Origin of the sequence: Mycobacterium sp. (genome assembly GCF_052144515.1) — a bacterium.
GTDB lineage: Bacteria > Actinomycetota > Actinomycetes > Mycobacteriales > Mycobacteriaceae > Mycobacterium.
Genome location: NZ_JBKQQD010000180.1, coordinates 1 through 4,747, shown reverse-complemented (window position 1 = coordinate 4,747; position 4,747 = coordinate 1). Strand labels below are relative to the sequence as shown.

Here is a 4,747-nt window from a genome sequence, read left to right as displayed (position 1 = left end):
CTCGACGACCCGCTCCCAGAACGGGTCGAACTCGGGCAGCGCGAACGACCGGGGGCCGCGGAAGCCGGGGACCGGAGCCGGGCGGACCAGGATGCAACGCGCACCGCGCTTGACCACCCACTCCAGCTCCTCGATCGCCCTCTCGACGATCGGCAGGGTGATGACCGGGGTGGTGAAGATCCGATTCTGGTAGTTGAAGCCCCAAACCTCATCGAGCCACTGGTTCAGCGCATGGATAAGGACGTGGATGGCGACCGGATCGTCGCGCAGCCGTTCCTCGATCAGGCTGGCCAACGTCGGGAACATCAGGGTGCGGTCCAGGCCTAGCTCGTTCATCTGCTCCAGGCGTGGGCCGGGCTCGAAGAACGCCGGGATCGCGCGCATCGGCTCGCCGAACAGCTCGCGCTTGCTCTTACCGTCCGGGTTGCCGTACTTGAAGTACTCCTCCCAGGCACCCGGCCGGGCGACGACCTCGAAGGTCGGGTTGGGAATGTAGTTGCTGATCTGGCCGCGGATCGCAATCTTGGTGCGCCCGTTGATCTGCACGTACTGGACGTAGTCCTTGTACTCCTTGGGCAGGAACTTGGTCAGCGCCTCCGGCGGCTCGTAGAGATGATTATCCGCGTCGAAGAGCGGGAACGGGACGTCCACCCGATGCGACAATTGCCCCATGAAATCCTCCTTCGCAATTTTTGAGAATACTATTCTCTTCCGCGGCGGGCCGCAACGTGCCCCCACCCAGTGGCTTCCGCAGACCTCAACAGGTGGCACTGATTTTGAACGCGGCGGAAGCCGGTTCATTCGTGTCAGTCTTGTAGCCGTTGGCGGTACCGCTGATCGTGTATTTGTCGCCGCTGAAGCTCATGTTGGCGTCGCCGTTGCCGCCTTGTGAGTACATGCCGGTGAAGCCACCCACATTCTTGATGCGAACCGAGATCGCGGTAACCGGCTGCGCGCGTTCGTCGACAACGGCGGTAACCCCCGCCAAGTCGCCGCCGACGTCAATCGTCCGGTACCACTCCAACTGCGAACACCTAACGATGTGAATCCTGGCGTCGTTTCCGTTGACGGTGACCGATGCGGTACTGGAAGTCGCGGTTTGTGAACCGCAGGCGCCGAGAACAACTATCGCCAGCGCCGTGGCGGCCGCGGCCGCAATTCGGTTGGGCATTTGGCCACCTCGATCCTCGGACGCTGGGACTCCTGGCCCCGCTGCGATGATGCTATTCTCCCCGAATGAGAATGCCAATATCGGCGTTTTCGTCCAAGGAGCAATAGCGCGTGGTGGACCTGGAGTTCGACCAAGAGTCCGAAGGGCTGGCGGTGCTCACCATCGATCGCCCCCACGCGCGCAACGCCATCGCGCTCGACACCATGGCGCAGCTGGAAAAGGCGATAGACGCGGCAGCGGGCGCCCAAGCCTTGGTCATCAAGGGCGCCGGCGATCGCGCTTTCGTCTCGGGCGGTGACCTCAAGGAACTGAGCGCGCTGCGGACCGAAGAGGACGCCGCAGCGATGGCTAAACGGATGCGGTCCATCTGCGATCAGCTCGCAGGCTTCCCGGCTCCGGTGATCGCGGTGCTGAACGGCCATGCGTTCGGTGGCGGCGCGGAAGTCGCGGTGGCCGCCGATATCCGGGTGGCCGCCGACGACATCAAGATCGCCTTCAATCAAGTGACGCTGGAGATCATGCCGGCCTGGGGCGGCGCCGAGCGGTTGGCCGCGCTCGTTGGAAAGAGCAGGGCGCTGCTGCTGGCGGGCAGTGGACGCGCGCTCGACGCCGCCGAGGCCGAGCGGATCGGCCTGGTGGATGTGGTGTTGCCCCGCTCCTCCTTCGAGGACGGGTGGCGATCGGTGGCCAGGTCGCTGGCTCGCCGCCCGGCGGCCGAGATAAAACGAGTAATCAGCGGAGTTTCGCCGGACGAGGCGATAGCATCTTTTGCACGTCTGTGGGTTGCCGACGCCCATTGGCAGGCCGCAGAGCGCGTGATGAAGCGCACCGCCAATTCGCGGCCCGCATCCGGAGGAGCGACATGACCACCGTGCACAAACTGTTGGCCGCAGGCGCAGCGACATCCATCGCAGGGGCCGGCCTGTTGACGACCACCGGAGCTGCGCACGCCGACCCCGTCTGGCATCAGGTCGTGTACATCGTCTCGGCCAGAAACCCGGCCTACGTCGACATCTTCTACCAGGATCAGGACCCGACGCTGTTCTCCGACTACAGCCACAACAACTACACCTTCACCCCGCAGGTCCACGCCGATGTCGCCCCCGGTAAGCCGTGGGTTCAACCCGTGAACCTGATCAACCCCGATCAGTGGGCGATGGTCACCGTCACCACCGGACGCGAACCGGGGACACCCGGTATTCAGTGCGACCTGTCGGTGGACGGCAAAGTAGTGGTGTCCAAGGTCGGCGACAAAGGCGCGCTCTGTTCGCTGCGGACCTGGTGAACCACCCAGGCCGACGGAACCCCCGCGATCGGCTGTGGCTCGCCTTCAAGGCGGCGCAAGTAGCTCTCGACCAACGCGCACGTTTCGGCGTGACCACCAGACACGCCGATCGACTGCTCGAGCACCAGGAAACGCGACAAGCTGGTCATCAGCACCGTCCACACCACCGGCGGCATATCCTGGGTGTCCGCACCGTAGCGCTGCAGCGCAGCCGTCACCGCTTGGCGTTGCTCCTCGCGGAAACGTTCTGCGTAGTAAGCGATTTCGGTTCGCAACTCCTTACGGTGATTCGCCAGCGCCATGAATTCCATCGAAATCCGGGTGAACGCGGGATCGGTGCCGAACCTCCACAGGGCCCACAACGGCTGCGGCGAGTTCAGCGCCGCCGCCTGCACCTGAAGACCGTCGTCGGCGCGCCGACGGAACACCTCCAGGAACAACTCCTCCATGGTGCGGAAGTAGTAGTGCACCAATTGCGGTTTCAACCCCGCCTTGCTGGCGAGGCGCCGGGAAGTCACCGCGGCGTAGCCCTCTTCGAGCATCAATTGCTCGGCCGCGTCGAGCAGCAAGCCGCGGTTCTTCGCCTCGGGCGCCCCGATCCGTCGCGGCGATGTCATGCCCCTGCTCCGTATTCTCTGCGCTTGCGTGCCAACCCATGCCGATCCAAGCCGATCCAAGCCGATCGTAGTCCTGGCCAGCGCGTGACCTTGACCACGACATTACCGCCATGCTAAGCAGATGCTCAGCACTTTCTGATACCGGAAGGGTGGCTGCAGTCTGCCGCTGAGAGACCACCGGTGAATCCAGCTCTGGGAGGGGCCACTGAAGATGACCGACTACGACTCGATCGACTTCTTCACCGACGGGTCCCTGGTGCCCGACCCTCATCCGTACTTCGACTACCTGCGCAGCCAGAACCCGGTGCTGCGCTTGCCGCACTACGGTGTCGTCGCCGTCACCGGCTACGAAGAGGCCACCGAGGTCTACAAGGACCCCGAGACATTCTCGAACATCGTCGCGCTCGGCGGACCGTTCCCGCCGCTGCCCTTCACTCCCGAGGGCGACGACATCAGCGCCCAGATCGACCAGTACCGCAGTCAGTTCCCGATGAACGAGCTCATGGTCACCATGGATCGACCCGACCACACCCGTGCCCGGTCGGTGCTGAGCCGGCTGCTGACGCCGAGCCGGCTGAAGCACAACGAGGAGTTCATGTGGAGCCTCGCCGACCGCCAGCTCGACGAGTTCCTCAGCAATGGTGAGTGTGAGTTCATTGCCGAGTACTCCAAGCCGTTTGCCACCCTGGTGATCGCCGATCTGCTCGGTGTCCCGGAGGAGGACCACAAGGAGTTCCGCAGCGTGTTAGGAGCCGACCGACCCGGCGCGCGGGTTGGAGCACTCGACCACGAGTCGGTCGGCATCAATCCGCTGGAGTGGCTCGACGAGAAGTTCTGTTCCTACATCGAGGATCGCCGCCGCGACCCGCGCGACGACGTGCTGACCTCGCTCGCGACGGCGAAGTATCCGGACGGCTCCACACCCGAGGTCATCGAGATTTCCCGTTCGGCCACCTTCCTTTTCGCCGCCGGACAGGAGACCACGGCCAAGCTGCTCAGCGCCGCGCTGCAGGTGATCGGCGACCGGCCCGACATACAGGAGCAGTTGCGTGACGACCGCAGCCTGATCCCCGGGTTCATCGAGGAGTCACTGCGCATGGACAGCCCGGTCAAGAGCGACTGCCGCTTGGCCCGCAAGGCCGCAACGATCGGTGGAGTCGACATCGCCCCCGGGACCGTGGTGATGGTGCTGCCCGGTGCCGCCAACCGTGATCCACGCCGGTTCGAGAACCCACACGAGTTCGACCTACGCCGCAAAAACGTTCGCGAGCACATGGCCTTCGCTCGCGGCGTGCACTCCTGCCCGGGTGGGCCGCTCGCCCGCGTGGAGGGCCGCGTATCGATCGAGCGCATCCTGGACCGGATGCCGCACATCGAAATCAACGAGGCACATCACGGGCCGGCGACCGAACGCCGCTACACCTACGAACCGACGTACATTTTGCGCGGCCTCAGTCAGCTGCACCTCAGCTTCACGACTGCCGATTCAGTCGCGCCCGTCGGGTAGAAATTCCAATTCCCGACAAAGCCGCTCGGGTACGGTTCTTTCAGTGTCAGTGTGAGGTTGCCGCGTCCTGCGGTGGTTGGATCCTGATCATCTGGTGTCTGGCTCTTACGGTGTTTGCCGCCCTTGGGGTTGGCGTTCATGAGTTTTGTCGGCATCAGGTGTGAAGG

At 64.1% G+C, this 4,747-nt stretch carries 6 protein-coding genes and 1 pseudogene; 3 read left to right on the top strand and 4 right to left on the bottom strand.

The genetic code is table 11. The annotated features are described in order from the left end of the window. Both ACLP9N_RS12270 and ACLP9N_RS12265 read right to left on the bottom strand, forming a co-directional pair. Positions 1 to 672, bottom strand: a pseudogene (locus ACLP9N_RS12270) (amidohydrolase family protein); the annotation flags it as partial. 85 nt (positions 673 to 757) lie between these two features. Further along, entirely contained in the window at positions 758 to 1,171 is a 414-nt protein-coding gene (locus ACLP9N_RS12265) for a lipoprotein LpqH (RefSeq protein ID WP_442407660.1), read from the bottom strand. 110 nt (positions 1,172 to 1,281) lie between these two features. On the opposite strand from ACLP9N_RS12265, the gene ACLP9N_RS12260 reads away from it, so the two are divergent. Together ACLP9N_RS12260 and ACLP9N_RS12255 are read left to right on the top strand one after the other, a co-directional pair. Beyond that, positions 1,282 to 2,037 (top strand): enoyl-CoA hydratase/isomerase family protein, encoded by a 756-nt coding sequence (locus ACLP9N_RS12260; RefSeq protein ID WP_442407659.1) that lies wholly within the window; start codon positions 1,282 to 1,284, stop codon positions 2,035 to 2,037. 56 nt (positions 2,038 to 2,093) lie between these two features. Then, a complete protein-coding gene (locus ACLP9N_RS12255; protein WP_442407661.1) occupies positions 2,094 to 2,456 on the top strand; it encodes a hypothetical protein in 363 nt (120 codons plus the stop codon). On the opposite strand, the gene ACLP9N_RS12250 is transcribed toward ACLP9N_RS12255, so the two are convergent. After that, a complete protein-coding gene (locus ACLP9N_RS12250; protein WP_442407658.1) occupies positions 2,372 to 3,073 on the bottom strand; it encodes a TetR/AcrR family transcriptional regulator in 702 nt (233 codons plus the stop codon). The genes ACLP9N_RS12255 and ACLP9N_RS12250 overlap by 85 nt on opposite strands. Positions 3,074 to 3,284: 211 nt before the next feature. On the opposite strand from ACLP9N_RS12250, the gene ACLP9N_RS12245 reads away from it, so the two are divergent. Continuing rightward, positions 3,285 to 4,580: a cytochrome P450 gene (locus ACLP9N_RS12245; protein ID WP_442407657.1), complete on the top strand. Its 1,296-nt coding sequence runs from the start codon at positions 3,285 to 3,287 to the stop codon at positions 4,578 to 4,580. Here ACLP9N_RS12245 and ACLP9N_RS12240 read toward each other — a convergent pair. After that, a partial coding sequence (locus ACLP9N_RS12240; RefSeq protein ID WP_442407656.1) for a hypothetical protein occupies positions 4,529 to 4,747 on the bottom strand: 219 nt, incomplete at its 5' end. The two genes, ACLP9N_RS12245 and ACLP9N_RS12240, sit on opposite strands and share 52 nt — an antisense overlap.

Bases quoted from the DNA above. Each gene is read 5' to 3' on its own strand.
- ACLP9N_RS12265 (WP_442407660.1), bottom strand. From the start codon at position 1,171: ATGCCCAACCGAATTGCGGCCGCGGCCGCCACGGCGCTGGCGATAGTT.
- ACLP9N_RS12250 (WP_442407658.1), bottom strand. From the start codon at position 3,073: ATGACATCGCCGCGACGGATCGGGGCGCCCGAGGCGAAGAACCGCGGC.
- ACLP9N_RS12245 (WP_442407657.1), top strand. From the start codon at position 3,285: ATGACCGACTACGACTCGATCGACTTCTTCACCGACGGGTCCCTGGTG.